General features: G+C 59.1%; 11 protein-coding genes. All 11 read right to left on the bottom strand.

The window, feature by feature from the left end; translation table 11 throughout:
* Positions 1-85 precede the first annotated feature (85 nt).
* Entirely contained in the window at positions 86-1177 is a 1092-nt protein-coding gene (locus GBEM_RS00055) for an ATP-binding protein (RefSeq protein ID WP_012528452.1), read from the bottom strand.
* A 207-nt stretch (positions 1178-1384) separates the two neighbouring features.
* Positions 1385-2920: an ATP-binding response regulator gene (locus GBEM_RS00050; protein ID WP_012528451.1), complete on the bottom strand. Its 1536-nt coding sequence runs from the start codon at positions 2918-2920 to the stop codon at positions 1385-1387.
* Positions 2907-5171, bottom strand: a complete 2265-nt coding sequence (locus GBEM_RS00045; RefSeq protein ID WP_012528450.1) for an ATP-binding protein — start codon at positions 5169-5171, stop codon at positions 2907-2909. Before GBEM_RS00045 ends, GBEM_RS00050 begins: the two co-directional genes overlap by 14 nt.
* 194 nt (positions 5172-5365) lie before the next feature.
* Positions 5366-6373 (bottom strand): NAD(P)H-dependent glycerol-3-phosphate dehydrogenase, encoded by a 1008-nt coding sequence (locus tag GBEM_RS00035; protein WP_012528449.1) that lies wholly within the window; start codon positions 6371-6373, stop codon positions 5366-5368.
* A 57-nt stretch (positions 6374-6430) separates the two neighbouring features.
* A complete protein-coding gene (locus tag GBEM_RS00030; RefSeq protein WP_226373904.1) occupies positions 6431-7522 on the bottom strand; it encodes a HEAT repeat domain-containing protein in 1092 nt (363 codons plus the stop codon).
* Positions 7516-7947, bottom strand: coding sequence for a hypothetical protein (locus tag GBEM_RS21630; protein WP_226373903.1), 432 nt, complete (start codon positions 7945-7947; stop codon positions 7516-7518). The genes GBEM_RS00030 and GBEM_RS21630 overlap by 7 nt, the downstream gene beginning before the upstream one ends.
* Before the next feature lie 119 nt (positions 7948-8066).
* Positions 8067-10577: a DNA gyrase subunit A gene (gene gyrA, locus GBEM_RS00025; protein WP_012528447.1), complete on the bottom strand. Its 2511-nt coding sequence runs from the start codon at positions 10575-10577 to the stop codon at positions 8067-8069.
* A 355-nt stretch (positions 10578-10932) separates the two neighbouring features.
* Complete coding sequence (gene gyrB, locus GBEM_RS00020; protein ID WP_012528446.1) at positions 10933-13323, bottom strand: DNA topoisomerase (ATP-hydrolyzing) subunit B; 2391 nt, start codon at positions 13321-13323, stop codon at positions 10933-10935.
* An 8-nt stretch (positions 13324-13331) separates the two neighbouring features.
* Positions 13332-14426, bottom strand: coding sequence for a DNA replication/repair protein RecF (gene recF / locus GBEM_RS00015; RefSeq protein WP_012528445.1), 1095 nt, complete (start codon positions 14424-14426; stop codon positions 13332-13334).
* Positions 14427-14567: 141 nt separating this feature from the next.
* On the bottom strand, positions 14568-15686 hold the full coding sequence (dnaN, locus tag GBEM_RS00010) for a DNA polymerase III subunit beta (RefSeq protein WP_012528444.1): 1119 nt from the start codon (positions 15684-15686) through the stop codon (positions 14568-14570).
* Between the two features lie 214 nt (positions 15687-15900).
* Positions 15901-17277 (bottom strand): chromosomal replication initiator protein DnaA, encoded by a 1377-nt coding sequence (gene dnaA, locus GBEM_RS00005; protein WP_012528443.1) that lies wholly within the window; start codon positions 17275-17277, stop codon positions 15901-15903.
* Positions 17278-17442 lie beyond the last annotated feature (165 nt).

Genomic DNA, 17442 nt, shown 5'->3' with positions numbered 1-17442 from the left:
AGGCAGTTGGCTCGTTGACTTTCTTTTACCGAATGACGAGGCAGATGGCCATTCGGGAGCTGGTGCCAGAGGCGATGACTCATTGTCAATTGTCAATCGTCAATTGCTTCTCGCCTTTCAACGTAAAGTAGAAGGTGGCGCCGGCGCCGGGGGCGCTTTCGGCCCAGATCCGGCCGCCGTGGCGCGCCACGATGCGCTGGGCGATGGCAAGCCCCACGCCGCTTCCCTCGAACTCGTCGGCCCGATGCAGCCTGTGGAATACGGAAAAGAGCTTCTCGGCATAGGCCATGTCGAAACCTGCCCCGTTGTCCCTGACGAAGTACGCGGTCTCCCCCTGCAGCTCGACGGAGCCGAAGCTGATCACGGCGGAGGGTGTCTTGGAGCTGAACTTCCAGGCGTTACCCATCAGGATCTCCAGAAGCTGGCGCACCAGCTTGGCATCGGCCTCGCCCTTCACCCCCTCCTCGATGGCGAAGTCGACCCGTCGTTCGGGCTCCCGGCGCTTCAGTTCCAATGAAATCACCTGGGCCTTCACGCTCAGGTCGACCTTCTCCAGGCTCAACTCCGTCCTACCCACACGCGATAGTTGCTGCATGGCGTCGATGAGCTGCGACATCTTCTCCGCCGCCTGACAGATCCTAGTCAGGTACTCCTTTCCCTGGCCGTCCAGAAGGGTTCCGTAATCGTCCATGAGAGCGCGGCTGAAACCGTCTATGTGGCGCAGCGGCGCGCGCAGGTCGTGCGAAACGGAATAGCTGAAGGTCTCCAGCTCGCGCTGCGCCGCCTCTAAAAGACTTCCCTGCTGAAGCACCCGGTACCTAAGCTGCGCCTCTTGCTGGGCGCCGCCCTCATCGCGCACCAGCGCCAGTTGCACCCGCTCTCCTTGGAACCTGCAAGGGTGGCAGACCAGCTGCGCTTCGAAGGAACTGCCGTCCTTTTTCAGCTGCCTGCAGCGCAGCTGCTGGTCCTGCGACGCACCCGGGTCCCCCATCGGCTCGCCGCCGCTCAGCTGCTCCAGGGCCAGTTCCAGAAACTGCTCACGACGATATCCATAAAGCCGCAGGGCTGCCTCGTTCACCGCCAGAAGCCTCCTGCTCTCACGGTGACAGACCCACATTGGCTGAGGGTTTTCTTCAAACAATTCGCGATATCCGGCGTCACTTTCACGCAGTGCCACATCGCCCCCTTACCCGTCGGAATTTACCTTACTTCACCTGCTTTCTCCCATGAGAGGGTCCGCCTCTCGAACCAGGAATTACTTTACTATATTCCCGGCAACAAAAAAGAGGAGTGATTAAAATAACTTTCATCTCTCCCCTCTTCCCCGGCCCTGTTGCATGGGCTAATTAAAGGGTTTTTTAACTGCGTGCAGGACGGTCAGCTGCTACTCGTCCTCCTCCTCCGGAAGCGCCGGGAACATGAGGGTGAAGACGCTCCCTGCGCCCGGCTCGCTCTCCGCCCAGATGTAACCGCCATGCGCGTCCACAGCCTTCCTGCAGAAGGCAAGCCCCAGGCCGGTGCCGCGGGTCTTTCCCTGCCGGCGGTTTCTCGCCTGCACGAAACGGTCGAAGATGGAGCCGAGCGATTCCTGCGGAATCCCGACGCCGGAGTCGCGCACCCTGATCCTGACGAACTCCCCTTCCCTGGGCAGCTCTTGCCCGGGATAGCACTCCTCCGGTACGTGCGCCAGCACGGGTGCCGGATCCTGTACCAGGTCTGCCGACACCTCTATCTCCCCCCCCTCGGGGGTGAACTTCACCGCGTTGGAAAGAAGGTTTCCCAGGATGCGGCTGAACGAGGAGCGGTCGGCCGAGATAGCGGGGAGGGACGGGGGGAGGGTCGCAAAGAGGCTGATCGCGCCGCGCTGCGCCGGCGTCTGAAACTTGGTGACGCTCCGGTTGATGAGCAGCGACGGGTCTTCCTCCCGGAAGTTCAGCTTCATCTTCCCCGCCTCGAACTTGTGGATGCCGAGCAGGGTGTCGATCATCTCCACCATTTCCTCGCAGCTCTCTATGGCGGCGTTCAGGTATTCGGACTGGTCCGGGGTCACCGGGCCGAGCTTCGCCTCCCGCACCAGGTCGATGGAGCCGACCACCGCGGTGATGGGGGACTTGAGGTCGTGGGAGAGCATGCTCACGAAATCCTCTTTTTCCTGCTCCAGCTCCTTGAGTTTCGAGATGTCCCTGATGATCTCGACGCTCCCCGCAAGCTCTCCGTTCGCGTTCCAAAGCGGCGCCGCCGAGGAGAGTACCGGCACCGTCAGGCTGCCGATCTTCAGCAGGTATCCGACGTCGAGGCGAGGCTCCCCGGTGCGCAAGACGGTCCGGGCCGGGAGTTCTCCCCCCGGAACCTCGGCCTTGAGCACCTCTTCGAGGGTTTTCCCCAAGAGGCTCTCCCCTTCGGCGGCAAGAAGCCTGGCCGCCTGCCGGCTCCAGGTGATGATGCGCCCCTGCAGGTCGACTGCGACCAGGAGATCGGCCATCCCCTGCAGCACCGCCTCCATCTTGCGCCGCTCCTCGTCCAACTGCTGCGAGAGTCTGGCGTTTTCCTTGCGGGTGCGGTCGATGCCGATGGCGCGCTCCACCTTCTGCAGCATGTCGTCGGTGGAAAACGGCTTCGAAATGTAGTCGAGCGCCCCCTTCTTCATGGCGTCCACGGCGATGTCCTCGCTGCCGTGGGCGGTCATCATCACCACGGGGGTCTCGTCCCCCTTCAGGCGGCTCAGCACCTCGAGGCCGTCCATGCGGGGCATCTTTATGTCGAGCATGATGAGGTCGAACGGCTCCTGCGCCACCGCCTCAAGGGCCTCTACACCATCGCGGGCCCGGACCGTCTCGTAGCCGGCGTCCTCCAGTTGCAGCTTGAGGATGAGCGCGATGTCCGCCTCGTCGTCCACGATGAGAATCTTATCCTTTTGCATCTGTCTCCCCTATTATCGGCACCGTGAAGCTGAAGGTATTGCCGTATTCCTTGGCGGCGGTGTAGAAGATCCTGCCGTGATGCCGCTCGACTATCTCCTTGCAGATGGCGAGCCCCAACCCGGTCCCGCCGATCTTGTTGCGTTCGGTTGATTCAATTTGTTGGAACTTCTTGAAAAGCTTGTCCCGGTCGGACCACTGTATCACCCTTCCTCTGTCGGCCACCGAGACCACCACGTAGTTTCCTTCCTGCTCCGCGGTGACCATGACCACCTTTCCCTCGGGGGAAAACTTCACCGCGTTGGAGAGGAGGTTGGTCATCACCTGGATCAGGCGATCGCTGTCGCCGAATACCATGGGAAGATGCTCGCCCACGGTGTTGACGATGGTGATCTCCCGTCCCATGGCTAAGGACTTGATCTCCTCGACCGCGTACACCGCAAGTTCACCGATGCAAAGGGGCTTGAAGTTGAAGATCATCCCGCCGGATTCGATGCCGGAGATGTCGAGGATCTCGCTGATCAGCCGGATCAGCCGCTGCGTGTTGCGGAAGCAGACGGTCAAAAGCTGCCTCTCGGTATCCGTGAGCCACTTGCTGCGCGTCAACAGCAGTTGCAGCGACCCCTTGATCGAAGTAAGCGGCGTCTTCAACTCGTGGGAGACGGTGGATATGAACTCGGTCTTCATCCGGTCCACCTGCTCCTCCTTGGTGACGTCGCGCAGCGACATGACCATTCCGGCGAACTCCCCTGCCTCGTCCTGGAGGGTGGCCGTGTTCACGTGCAGCCGCTTCCCTTTCACGGTGACCTCTTTTTTACCGCAGCGGGGCTCCCGTTGCGCCTTATCGCTGACCTGTTCCAGGACATTGCAAAACCCGGTCATCTCGCACAGGCGCTCGACAGACTGCCCGACAACGCGATGCGGAACCAGTTCGAAGAGCTGCTGAGCCGCCGGGTTGAAGAGCACCACGAGGTTGTCGCGGTCGGTCACCACCACCCCTTCGGCAAGGCTCGTCAACACCGCCTCCAGCCTCCCCATCTCCATGCTGAGGGCGGAGGTCCGCTGCTCGACCATTTTCTCCAGCTGTTCGTTCAGCTCCTGGAGGTCGCCGGTCTTCTTGTTGATGATGCCGTCCCGTTCCTTGAGCGATTCGGCCATGTTGTTGAAGGAAGAGGCCAGCATCCCCACCTCGTCCCGCTGGTGGCCGACTACCCTCTGGTCGAGGTCCCCTTCCTCGATACGGCGCGCGCTCATCGCTAACTGCCGCAGCGGCCCCGTCAGGTGACGCGAGGCGAAGTAGGCCATGGCGAAGGAGCAGATGATGCCCAGGAAAGCCGAGGCGAGTATGTACTGCAGATTTTCCCGCCTGCTGTTGGTCACCGTTTCCGTCGATATCGCCACCGAAAGCGAGCCGACGAACTCCCCCCTGCTGTTCAAAAGCGGGTCGATGATGGTTTCGTAGCTCTTGGCGCCCATGTCCGTCCGGCCGCGGTACACTTCGCCGCGCTCCAGCACGTCGAGCACCTTGGGAGAGAGGATGTACGATTCCCGCACCCGCGCCGGAAGGCTGCTGGCGACCCGAAGCCCGCGCTGGGTCAGGGTCACCTCCACGTTGTTCCCGGTGACCTCCTGCAGCTTGCCGGGGAGATTCGGGTGGTGGTTCAGGATGTCCCCGGTCACCACGCAACCGAGCACGCTGCCGTCCGTTCCGATGACCGGGACCGCCACCGTGGCGACTAAGGCCTCGCTGCCGGGGCGCTCGCAGTATCCTGGCACCCCTGCGCGGCACATGAACTCACCGCTGAGCAGCTCGGTCGACAAGATGGCCCTCTTGCTGGCGAGGGCCTGTTTCACCATCGCCGGCAGCTCCATCGGCCCATTTTTTTCGGGACCCTGGAGGGTGGCCAGGACCTTTTCCTGGGGATCTACCACGACCACCAGGTCCACGAAGGGGAGCACGTCGTGCCAGCGCTTGATGCGCGTGGAGAACCAGGCGCTGTCCCGCTCGCGCAGGCGCTGCTGCACCGTCTGCGAAACCACCGCCTGCATCATGGAAAACTTGGCGATCTCAGCTTGATCCAGGTACTGGCTGCGTGCGTACTTCAGGTTGGTCGCCAGGTTCCGGTCCAGCTCGGTCTGCAGCGACGCGTTGAGGGTCTTCATGGAGGAGTACAGCAGGGTTGAGTATGATACGAAGAGGATGGCGAGTATGGACAGGAGCAATTTTGTTCTTATGCCAAAACGAAGTTGCATCACCTATCCTTTGTAAATCAGATAAAGATTAAGATTAAGATTGAGAAAATTCAAAACCCGCGTGATTGCCGGTTCTTCTTGTCTCAATCTCGACCTCAACCTTTGCATCAGAAAGACATCAAGATTGAGGAAGACCTGGATCGAGGTTGGTTCAAGGTTTTCTTAATCTTAATCTCAATCTGTTTTTCCTGCTTTTAAACTCCTTCAGCTTTCAGGTTTCTGGTCATCAGCTCCAGAACCGCTTCCCGGGCGGACTTGTTCTGGTATAGCATCTGGTACATCTGCTCGATGATGGGCATCTCCACGCCAAGCTTCTTGGCCAGGTTGTAGGCCGATTCGGTGGTCTTCACCCCTTCGGCGACCATCCGCATCTCTCCCAGAATCTCGGAGAGCGTCCTCCCCTGGCCGATCTGGATGCCGACGCTGCGGTTTCGCGATAGGTCGCCGGTGCAGGTGAGCACCAGGTCCCCCATCCCGGCGAGCCCCGCGAAGGTGGAGGGTTGCGCCCCCATGGCGACTCCCAGGCGGGTCATCTCGGCCAGGCCGCGGGTGATGAGGGCAGCTCTCGTATTGCTGCCGAAACCAAGACCGTCGGAGATGCCGGCGGCGATGGCAATTACGTTCTTGATGGCCCCGCCAAGTTCCACCCCTACCACGTCGGAGTTGCGGTAGACCCGGAAGTAGTCGGTGGTAAACGCCTCTTGCACCCGGCGGGCGACAGCCTCTGAGCTCGCGGCCGCAGTGACCGCGGTCGGCATCTCCAGCGCGACCTCGCGCGCGAAGCTAGGGCCGGAAAGGGCAGCCAGCACCTGGAACTGCTCGGGGGGGAGGATCTCCTGGTAGATCTCGGAAACGGTGGCCAGGGTGTCGACCTCGATCCCCTTGGAGGCGCTGACGATGATCGCTTCCTTGGGGAGGAAAGGGAGCGAGTTGGTCATCACCCGGCGCACCAGTTGCGAGGGGACCACGCAGAGCACCATGCTGCAGCCGCGGTAGGCCTCCGCCAGGTCGTTGGTGAAGGCGAGACGCTCGTTCAGCTTGATGCCGGGAAGGAACAGGCTGTTCTCCCTGTTGTCGCGCATCTCCAGTACGAGTTCGGGCTCGTAGGCCCAAAGCGTGACCTCGTGCCCTTTCTTGGCGAGCAGGTCGGCGAGGGTCGTGCCCCAGCTCCCTGCACCGATAACGGCTATTTTTTCTGCCATCCGATCTCTCTTTTTATGGTAATCCCGCTTCCCCCCGGAGGGAGAAGGGTAGGGTCGTTAAAATTCCTCGGCCGCCCGAAGCGGCGCATCGTCGCCCCGCTCCAGGGACTCTTTGGCTATCTCCATGCTTTCCAGCGCGAAGCAGCGCAGGAAGGGGTGCAGGTGGAAGGGGAGCGGGTTGTCCGCCAGGCTCTCGGCGAGGGAAACCACGTTGGCCACCTCGAAGGGGGGATTACCCACTACCCGCATCAGGTCGGCGCTCACCAAAAGCCTCTCCCGGATCAGCTCCAGTTCCGGGGCGAGAAGTTCCTCGCAAAACCTCTGCAGCACCTGCTCGATATCGGCGCCGGCGCGGCATTCCTCGGCATAATCGTAGACCCTCTGGCTTGCCATGAACCACCCGGTGAAGAGCGGGTTCTTGAACAGGGCCCGGGCCGCGTTTTCTCCCTCTTCGAAGCTCAGCACCCGGTGCTGCGGGAGGGCGGTCAGAGTCGGCGCAAAGGGCGCCGGCGTCATGTCCTCTCCGGCGAAGATGCCGCGGCGCATGTAGAAGTCGGCGGGAAGGTAGCAGAGTTCGCGGCTCCAGTAAAGGGCGTCGCGCACCAGCGCCAGCAGGTAGGGAGGGGGCACTTCGTGCAGGTCGTCCTGCATGCGGAAACCTTCCACCTCGGAGCGGAACTCCTCAAGGGTAAGTTCTGCCGAGCCCCAGGCTGCCAGCACCCCGCGCCGTTCATGCACCTGCAGGTACAGGACGCAGAGTCGCCCCTCCGCGGTCCGGCGCGACAGCAAAAGCGAGCGGTAGCCGTCGCCGTCGGGGGCGGTGGCGTAGGCGGCATGGAAGGGGAGCAGTTGGCGCGGCGCGGGCGCGTTGACCCCGAGGAAGCCTAGCCGGCGCAGGCATTTTTGCGCCGTGTCGGAATATTCTTCGGCGCAGTCGGCGATGAAATCCTGCAAGACGCCTGCGGCCAAGGGATCGCGGAGCCGCCCCAGGGCCTGCAGGGCGGAGAGGACTACGGTCCGGTCCTCGTGCCAGAGCATCGCGGCAAGGAGCCGCGAACTGGAGGGATCGTCCGACTGCGACAGCTCGCGGATCACGATCTGCTGCACCTCTTGCTGGTAGGAGAGGAAGTCGTCGAGGAAAGTTACCATCCCCTCCTCGCCCAGCCGAATGGCCCCCTGGACCGTTTCTCCCAAGGAGCTGCGGGGAGCGGGGGGGGCTGCTTGAAGGGGGGGGAGTGGACGTCGACCCCGTATCCTTCGAGGGCAACCATAAGCGCCGCCTTGCCGTCCGCGCCTAAGTCGTTGCGCTTGAGCGCTATCTGGATCAACTGGTCCAGCCAGTCCTCGGTTTCGAAGAAGTCGAGGATGTAGGCATACTTGGTGATCAACTCCCCGGAATTCTCGCGCCAGAGCTCGCGCACCAGCGGGCGCAGCGCGCGCCTTCCCGCCTGCTGGAACTTCTGGCCGATCTTCTCCATCTCGTGGATGGAGATGCCGTCACCCCGAAGTTTGCCCAGAAGGTCCAGGATATCCCGGCGTTCCTTCAATGAGTTGTCTATCCTGTTGGTTTGCATGCCCTACCTCGAATTCACGGCACCCCCAAACGGGGAACATAACAAGGTCCGACTCTATCTGCTGCACCGCTCTTTGCTGCTATTGCTGCATAGCGGCCCCAGAGGGGCCGCCCCTCACTTTATTCTTCGCCCTGCTCCTCGCCCGATTCCAGTTCCACCATCTCGTCGAGTTCGCCGTCTTCCGACTCGTCCTGCTCCTCTTTCTCGGCGAGCCGGGCCACGGCGACCACCCTCTCGTTCTCCTCTTTCACCATGAGGCGCACCCCCTGGGTGTTGCGCCCGATGATGGAGAAGCCGGCGACGGGAACGCGCAGGATCTTTCCCTGGTCCGTGATGAGCATCAGGTCGTTATCGTCGTTGACCTGCTTGATGTCGACCACGTTGCCGTTTCTCTCGGTGGTCTTGATGGTGATGACCCCCTTGCCGCCGCGCGACTGGCTGCGGTACTCGCTGATCTCGGTCCGCTTGCCATAGCCGTTCTCGGTCACGGTGAAGATGGTGGAGTCGGTGAAGTTCTCGTTGAGGATCTCCATGCCGATCACCACGTCCTCGCCCTCCAGCGTCATGCCGCGCACCCCGCGCGAGACGCGTCCCACGGTGCGGACGTCCTCTTCCTTGAAGCGGATCGCCTTGCCGTTGGCGGAGGCGAGCAGCACGTCCTGCTTGCCGTCGGTGAGCGCCACGGTGATCAGCTTGTCCCCTTCGTCGAGGTTCACGGCGATGATGCCGCCTACCCTCGGGTGCGAGTACTCCATCATGTTGGTCTTCTTCACCACGCCGTTTCTGGTCGCCATCATGATGAACTTGTCGTCCACGAACTCCTTGACCGGGAGTATGGTGGTGATCTTCTCGTTCGCCGCCAGGTTCAAGAGGTTCACGATCGCCTTGCCGCGCGCCGCGCGCCCCGCCTCCGGGATCTCGTACACCTTGAGCCAGTAGACCTTCCCGGCATCGGTGAAGAACATCAGATAATCCTTGGTGGAGGCGATGAAAAGCTGCTCGACGAAATCCTCTTCCTTGGTCTTCATGCCGGTCTTGCCCTTGCCGCCGCGGCGCTGGGCGCGGTAGAGGGTGACGGCGTTGCGCTTGATGTAGCCCGTGTGCGAGATGGTGACCACCATGTCTTCCTCGACGATGGTGTCCTCCAAGGAGATGTCCGCAGTCTGCATCACTATTTCGGAGCGGCGCTTGTCGCCGAACTTGTCTTTGAGCTCGACCAGTTCCCCGACGATGATCTTGAGGATCTCCGCCTCGGAGGCGAGGATCTCTTTCAACCTGGCGATGTACTTCAGAATCTCGCGCAGTTCCTCCATGATCTTCTCGCGCTCGAGGCCGGTTAAGCGGTGCAGCCTCATGTCGAGGATCGCCTGGGCCTGAAGGTCGGAGAGCCCGAAGCGCTCCATGAGCCCCGCCTTCGCCTCGGCCGGGGAGGCGCTCGCCTTGATCAGCGCGATCACCTCGTCCAGGTTGTCCAGCGCTATCTTCAAGCCTTCCAGGATATGGGCCCTCGCCTCTGCCTTCTTCAGGTCGAAGATGGTGCGGCGGGTGACGATCTCCTTTCTGTGCTCGATGAAGAAGTCGATGGTCTCCCTGAGCGTCAAAACGCGCGGCCGGCTGTTGACGATGGCCAGCATGATGATGCCGAAGGAGGACTGCATCTGGGTCTGCTTGTAGAGGTGGTTCAGGATGATGGTCGGGTTTTCGTCCTTCTTCAGTTCGATGACGACGCGCATACCCTCGCGGTCGCTCTCGTCCCTTAAGTCCGAGATCCCCTCGATCTTCTTCTCCTTGACCAGCTCGGCTATCTTCTCGACCAGCCTCGCCTTGTTCACCTGGTACGGGATTTCCGTGACCACGATGGACTGGCGCTCGGTCTTTTTCTGGGTCTCGATCTGCACCTTGGCGCGCATCTGGATGATGCCGCGGCCGGTCGAGTAGGCCTTCATGATCCCTTCGCGGCCGTAGATGAAGCCGCCGGTCGGAAAATCCGGACCCGGGATCAGTTCCACCAGCTCCTCGAAGGTAAGCTGCGGGTTATCGATGATGGCCACGATGCCGTCGATCACTTCGGAGAGGTTGTGCGGCGGGATGTTGGTGGCCATGCCGACCGCGATGCCGGCGGAGCCGTTCACCAAGAGGTTCGGGAACTTGGAGGGGAGTACCAGCGGTTCTTTCAGCGAGTCGTCGTAGTTGGGGCCGTAGGGGACCGTTTCCTTGTCGATGTCGGCCAAAAGCTCGTGGGCCAGCTGCTCCATCCTGATCTCGGTGTAACGCATAGCCGCAGGGGAGTCGCCGTCGATGGAGCCGAAGTTCCCCTGGCCGTCGACCAGCGGGTAGCGCAGCGAGAAGTCCTGGGCCATCCTGACCAGGGTGTCGTACACGGCGGTGTCGCCGTGCGGGTGGTACTTACCGATGACGTCGCCGACCACGCGGGCCGATTTCTTGTACGGCTTGTTCCAGTCGTTGCTCATGTCGTACATGGCGAACAGGCAGCGCCTGTGTACCGGCTTCAGTCCGTCGCGCACGTCCGGAAGAGCGCGCCCCACGATCACGGACATGGCGTAGTCCATGTAGGAGCGTTTCATCTCGTCTTCGATGTTTACCGATACCTTGTTGAGTTGATTCAGCATTTAAGGAACCTTTCCGTCAAAAGGCGGCGTACTCGCCGAAGCTTTTGCGTCGCAGTAGAAATATGCAAAAGACTATCCCCTCCCGAAGGGAGGGTAGATTTTTTTTATTTAAGGAAGCACCGGTTCCCTGACCCGGCCTAAATACCTCTTTATAAAAGGGGTATTTCCATGATTGGACTCGCAGCCGGCAGCTTAAGGGAGTCGCGCCAGCCGAATTAGAGCTAATTAAAGACTAATGAAGAAGCTTCCAGCTCCGATGCCATAACTGTTAAAAAATCCGACAATCCGGTCTTTTAACTGACACTTCTTGCTCAAACTCTGAACCGTTTCCTCCCGCAGGGAGGGCGAAAAATTTTTAGATGTCCAGGTTGGAGACGTTCAGCGCGTTCTGCTCGATGAAATCGCGCCGCGGCTCGACTTGGTCCCCCATGAGCACGGTGAAGATCTCTTCGGCGGCCACCGCGTCCTCGATCTTCACCTGCAGAAGCACCCTGTTCTCCTGGTGCATGGTGGTCTCCCAGAGCTGCTCCGGGTTCATCTCGCCCAAACCTTTGTAGCGCTGGATGTAGAGACCCTTCTTGGCGCTTTCCATGAAGAAGGAGAGGATATCCTCCTGGTTCTCAGTTTCGAGCACCAGCTTGTCTTCGGCGCCCAAAACGACCCCTGTGCCTGCCCCCATGACCGAACGCATCCGCTTGTGGTTCTCCAGCAGCATGCCGTACTCGTAGGACTCGAGCACCGAGAAGATCTGGTGGTCTATCTTCACCCTCAAGTTGCCGAAGGCGAAGATGATGCTGTCGCCGAACTCCTCGGTGGTCACCTCGGGGAAGGCCTCCTTCATCTTCGGCAAGAGGGCGATCAGGTCGGCCATCTCTTCCAGGCCCGGCTTGATGCCGGTCTTCAGGAACACGCGCAAGAGTTCGTCGTTGATCCCCTTCTTCACCACCTTGTCGAACAGTTCGTTGTAGTCGATCAGCTGGGTCAGGATTGGGATGATCTGTTTGCCGCGGTAGACCCGCTCGTCGTTCCCCACACCTAGTTTCAGCGTCATCTCCTCGGTCCCTTCCTCGAGGAGGTAGGCCTGCAGGGCCGCCTCGTTCTTCAAGTACTGTTCTTTCCTGCCGCGCTTGATCTTGTACAAAGGCGGCTGCGCGATGTAGAGGTAGCCGCGCTCGATGAGCTCCAGCATCTGGCGGAAGAAGAAGGTCAGAAGCAGGGTGAGGATGTGCGAGCCGTCGACGTCCGCATCGGTCATGACGATGATGCGGTGGTAACGAAGCTTCGCCATGTCGAAGTCTTCCTTGCCGATGCTGGTGCCGAGCGCCGAGATCAGGGTCCTGATCTCCTGGGAAGCAAGCATCTTGTCGAAACGCGCCTTCTCGACGTTGAGGATCTTCCCCTTCAGGGGGAGGATCGCCTGGTACTTCCTGTCGCGCCCCTGCTTGGCGGAGCCGCCTGCGGAGTCGCCCTCGACCAGGAACAGTTCGCAAAGCGCTGGGTCCTTCTCCTGGCAGTCGGCCAGTTTCCCCGGCAGCGTCCCCACTTCGAGCGCGCCTTTGCGGCGGGTCAACTCACGCGCCTTTCTGGCCGCCTCGCGGGCCCGGGCCGCGTCGATGGATTTCTCCAGGATCTTCCTCGCCATGGCCGGGTTTTCTTCCAGGTAGGTGGCGAGCTTCTCGTTCATGAGGGTCTCGACGTACCCCTTCACCTCCGAGTTCCCCAGCTTGGTCTTGGTCTGCCCCTCGAACTGCGGTTGCGAGATCTTCACCGAGATGACCGCGGTGAGACCCTCGCGGAGGTCGTCGCCGGAGATCGCCACCTTCACGTTTTTCAAGAGGTTGTTGGCTGTGGCGTAGGTGTTCATGGTGCGGGTCAAGGACGCCTTGAATCCGACCAGGTGGGTGCCACCCTCGTGGGTGTTGATGTTGTTGGCGAAGGAGAAGACCTTCTCGTCGTAGGAGTCGTTGTACTGCATGGCGATCTCAATATCGACGCCGCTTTTCTCACCCCTGATGTAGATCGGCTCGGGGTTGACCAGGTTCTTGTTCTTGTTGAGGTACTCGACGAAGCTCCTGATTCCCCCCTCGTAGAAGAAATCGTGATCCTTCTCGGTACGCTCGTCGTGGATCTTGATCCGGACGCCGGCGTTCAGGAAGGCGAGCTCCCTGAGCCTCTTGGAGAGTACGTCGAAGGAGAACTCGGTGGTCTCGAAGATCTCCCCGTCGGGGAAGAAGGTGATCTTGGTGCCGCGCCTCTTGGTCTCGCCGGTTATCTCCAGCGGAGCCTGGGGGACACCCTTGCGGTAGGTCTGGGTGTGGACGTGGCCGTTTCTGCGGATCTCCAGGTCGAGCCGGGTGGAAAGCGCGTTGACGACGGAACTGCCGACGCCGTGCAGGCCGCCCGAGACCTTGTAGGAGGTGTTGTCGAACTTGCCGCCGGCGTGCAAGACGGTGAGGACGACCTCCGCCGCCGACCTACCCTCGGTCGGGTGCATGTCGGTCGGTATGCCGCGGCCGTTGTCCTCGACCGTCACCGAGCCGTCCAAATGGATGATGACCTGGACCGCGTCGCAGTAGCCGGCCAGCGCCTCGTCGATCGCGTTATCCACCAGTTCGTACACCAGGTGATGCAAACCCTGAGCGGCTGTGGAACCGATGTACATGGCCGGACGTTTTCGTACCGCTTCCAGTCCTTCCAGTATCTGGATCTTATCTGCCCCGTAATCGCCCTGTTCTTCTGAGTTCATCTTTACCCCTAGTCGAGAATTTTTCCCTCTTTGATGCGAAACGTCCTGTTGTCCTGCAGTTCGTCGATGTCCACGTTATGGAGCGACGTCGTGGTGATGAATACCTGCATCTCCCGTTTCTTCAAAAACTCCATCAGGTTGCGATTGCGCTCCCGGTCCAGCTCGCTGGTCATGTCGTCCAGCAAGAGCACCGGCGGCGCCTCGAAGCACCTGGTGATATGTTCTATCTCCGCCATCTTGAGCGCCAGCACGAAGGAGCGCTGCTGTCCCTGGGAAGCGAACTGCCTGGCGCTGCGGCCGTTGAGGCCGAAGTAAAGATCGTCGCGGTGGGGGCCGATGGCCGTGGTGCCGCGCCTTCTCTCCTCCGCCGCATGCGCCCTGAGGGCCTGGTTGAGTGCCCCGGCCGGATCCTCGGCTAAAAGCCGCTCGTCCACCCCATGCAGCCGGTATTCAATCTGAACCGTCTCGTCGTTGCCGGATATCTCGCTGTAAAACCCCTGCAGCAACTTCCCAATCCGGTCCAGGTACGCCTTTCTCCGCTCGATCACCAAAAGCGCCGCCTGTACCAATTGCTCGGTCCAGACCTCAATCCCCGTGGTTTCGTTCACCTTGAGGAGGGCGTTGCGGTTCTTCAGGATCTTTGCGTAGTCGTGGTAAGCGGTCAGGTAGCCGAGGTCGCAGGTGAAAACCGCCCGGTCCAGGTACCTGCGCCGGAGGTCCGGTCCCCCGCGCACCATGGATATCTCTTCCGGGGTGAAGAGCACCACGTTCAAATTGCCGAAGAAGTCGTCCAGCCTGGTCATCAGCTTGGCGTCGACCTTCGCCTTTTTCCCCTGCTTCTCGATGAGGACCGCTATTTCCCGCCGGACCTGGTCCCGTTCCACGGTCCCTTTCACCAGCGCAAACTCGCCTGCGAACGCGATCAGCTCCGCATTTCGCGCCTGCTTGAACGACTTCATGGTAGCTAGGAGGTAGATCGACTCCAGCAGGTTGGTCTTGCCCTGGCCGTTATTACCGTAGAAAACGTTGAACTTCTTGCCTGGCGCAAGTTCTATGTTCTGCAGGTTGCGGAAGGAAGCAAGTTTGAGCTTAATAAGCTTCATCTGAAATCTAGATTAACTCAAGATTAAGATTGAGATTGAGATTGAGATTAAGAAAACCTGGCTGTTACAGTAAATGATCAATAGCTCCGCCTGTTGTTTCGGTTTTCTTAATCTTAATCTCAATCTGCCTCTGAACTGTTTTTAAAGCCTCATCGGCATGATGACTGCCAGGAACTCCTCCTCTGCCGCTGCCTTCATGATGACCGGGGAGAGTTCGTCCTTGAGCTTCAGCTCCACTTCGCGCTGCTCCATTACCGACAGGACGTCGATCAGGTACTTCGCGTTGAAGCGGGCCGAGATGTTGTTGCCTTCGTATTGGACCTCGATCTCTTCGCGCGCCTCGCCGAGTTCCGGGTTGCTGGACGAGATAATCACCAGCTCGGGGTTCACCTCTATCTTGACCCCCTTGAACTTCTCGCTGGAGAGGATCGCCATCCTTTTCAGCGAGTGCAGGAACTTGTCGCGGTTTATCTGCACGATCCGGTCGTTGCTGGCTGGAATCACCTTGGTGTAGTCCGGGAACTCGCCGTCGATGAGCCGCATGACCACCACCGTGTTCCCTTTCTTGATGACCGCGGAGTTGTCCATGAAGCCGAGCATGATCTCCCCGTCTTCCTCCTCCACCATCTTTTTCAGCTCGAAGATACCCTTCTTGGGGAAGATGACCCCTTTGGAGAGCTCGGAAGTGATGTTGCCGGTGATCGCTTTCTGAGAGACGGATAGTCGGTGACCGTCTGTCGCCACCATCTTGAGCACGTTCTCTCCGTTTTCGTCGAACGCTTTGATGAAGACGCCGTTCAGGTTGTACTTGGTCTCGTCATAGCAGATGGCATAGGAGGTCTTCTCGATCATGTCTGCGAGAATCTCGTTCTTGAAGACCAGGAAGCTCTCTTCCTTCACCTTGGGGAAATAAGGGAACTCTTCGGATGAAAGCCCGACTATGTTGAATCGCGCCTTGCCGCAGGTGATCTCTACCCAGTCGTTGTCCTTGGTGGTGAAGTGAATCTCCTCGTCCGGCATCTCCTTGACGATCTCGTAAAGCTTTTTGGCCGATACGGTGATCTTTCCTTCCCTGATGACGGCAGTGGGGTAGGAGCTCTTCATGCCTACCTCGAGATCGGTGGCCGTGATGAAGAGCTGGTCGTTTTGAACCTCCAGCAGCGCGTTGGAGAGAATCGGCATGGTATTGCGTTTTTCTACGATACCCTGGATTCTCTGGAGGGCTTTCATAAAAATCTCTTTGCTGATTCTGAACTCCATGTGTCCCCCGGTTCTTTTTCTATTATGTTTTTAAAGTTTTTAAAGTAGTAGTAGATAGTGGCCTGTTGATAAGTGGACAAGCCCTCTTACCCTTTGAAAAGCCGCCGTTTTTTGCTCTGGAAAGTCACAGGCATAATCTGTTGAGTTTGGCTTGTTTCTGCACAGGCCTTTTTGACACCGCGCTGAAGGGGAAAGTTATGCACAGTTTTCCCCTTTAAGTGAACAGCTTTTTCCTTATGTCTTCCACAGTCGCCTTAAACTCATCGTCACCCGCGATCTGCTTCTCAATCTTTTTTACCGAGTGGATGATGGTGGAGTGGTCCTTCCCCCCGAACTTCTCGCCTATTTCCGGGTAGGACGCCTTGGTCAGCTCGCGGCAGATGTAGATCGCTATCTGGCGCGGTACCACGAGGGTCTTGATCCTTTTGTCGGACTTCAGTTCGGATACCTTGATGCGGAAGTGCTCCGCCACGGTCTTCTGTATCATCTCGACGGTGATGTCGCGGGTCTTCTCGACGATGATGTCCTTCATCACCTCGCGGGCCATGCTGAGCGTTATCTCCTGGCCGGTGAGGCTTGCAAACGCCTCCAGCCTGATCAGCATCCCTTCCAACTCGCGGATGTTGCTGTTCGCGCCTTCCGCTAGAAAAAGAGCCACGTCGTCGGGCAGGTTGACCGCGTGCATGTCGGACTTCTTCTTGAGAATGGCGACTTTGGTCTCCACTCCCGGTGGCTGGATGTCCGCGATCAGCCCCCATTCGAAACGGCTTCTCAACCGCTCCTCGAGCCCTGGGATGTCCTTCGGGAACTTATCGGAGGTGACCACGATCTGCTTGTGCGACTCGTAGAGCGCATTGAAGGTGTGGAAGAACTCTTCCTGCGTGGCCTCTTTTCCGGCCATGAACTGTATGTCGTCGATGAGCAGCAGGTCCATTTTCCGGAACTTGTTGCGGAACTCGTCCATCTTCTTGTAGCGGAGCGAGTTGATCATCTCGTTCATGAACTTTTCGGAGGAGTAATAGCAGATCTTCGCCTTCGGGTTCTTGGCCAGGATATGGTTGCCGATGGCGTTGACCAGGTGCGTCTTTCCAAGACCTACACCGCCGTAGATGAAAAGCGGGTTGTAATTGGTAGCCGGCTTGTTCGCCACCGCCTGGGAAGCTGCATACGCGAACTGGTTGCTAGGACCCGAGACGAAAGACTCGAAGGTGTACTTGGGGTTCAGATTGGGAACCAGCTCCTTCTTTTCCTTTTCTCTATCCTTCTCTTTTTCCTTGTCCTTATCCCTTTCTTTCTCCCTGGCAGGCTTGGCCTCTTTTTCGGGCTTTGCCTCGTGAGCTGCCTCCGGCTTCTCTTCGGCGACATGGAACTCTATCTGGTAGCTTTTGCCGTTGACCGCGGAGATGGCTTCCTTGATCATGGCCAGATATTTGTCAGTAACCCACTTTTGAAAGAATGAACTGGGGACTTCGAGGACTATGGTGTCAACGGTGGCGCCCAGAAACTTCAATGGGTCGATCCACGTACTGTATGTCTGTTCGGTTAATACTTGCTTAAGATTTGTCTGGGCTTCCAGCCAAATATTTTCCATGGAGAGAGGCCTTTTTTTTCACTGTTTTTAAACAGATTTATCAACAACTGTTGATAATAAATAAGATAGGTAAATACAGTAGGTTATCGGGTTTTGCACAGACTAAGCCGATGTTAATTTTTTTGCAGCCGCAGACTAACAGAGCAGGCCTGTTTTTGCAAGGCA

Origin of the sequence: Citrifermentans bemidjiense Bem (assembly GCF_000020725.1) — a bacterium.
GTDB lineage: Bacteria > Desulfobacterota > Desulfuromonadia > Geobacterales > Geobacteraceae > Geomonas > Geomonas bemidjiensis.
This window is presented reverse-complemented; position numbering and strand designations above follow the sequence as displayed.